The organism is Gilvimarinus sp. 1_MG-2023 (assembly GCF_030548285.1).
On the sequence record NZ_JAUOSC010001458.1, the window covers coordinates 1 to 248 of the forward strand.

1 protein-coding gene is annotated in these 248 nt (G+C 50.4%); it reads left to right on the plus strand.

Annotation, left to right across the window (positions count from 1 at the left end; translation table 11 throughout):
* On the plus strand, nt 1-248 hold a 248-nt coding region (gene rnpA / locus Q4563_RS21660; RefSeq protein WP_303605999.1), incomplete at both ends, for a ribonuclease P protein component.

Consider the following 248-nt stretch of genomic DNA (forward strand, 5'->3'; position numbering starts at 1 on the left):
GGAGTACTCCCCAATTGCTGGTCCTTGCTTCTGGCAACCAACAACAGCGTCCGCGTCTGGGGTTTGTGTTAGCCAAGAAGCAAATTCGACATGCTGTCGATCGAAATCGTGTCAAACGGTTGATTCGGGAATCATTCCGTCATCACCAGCCCGAACTGGGTTCATACGATTATGTCGTATTGGCGAGGTCAGGAATTACCGAACTGGACAACCGTCAGATACGTGAGATGATTGACTCCCTCTGGTTC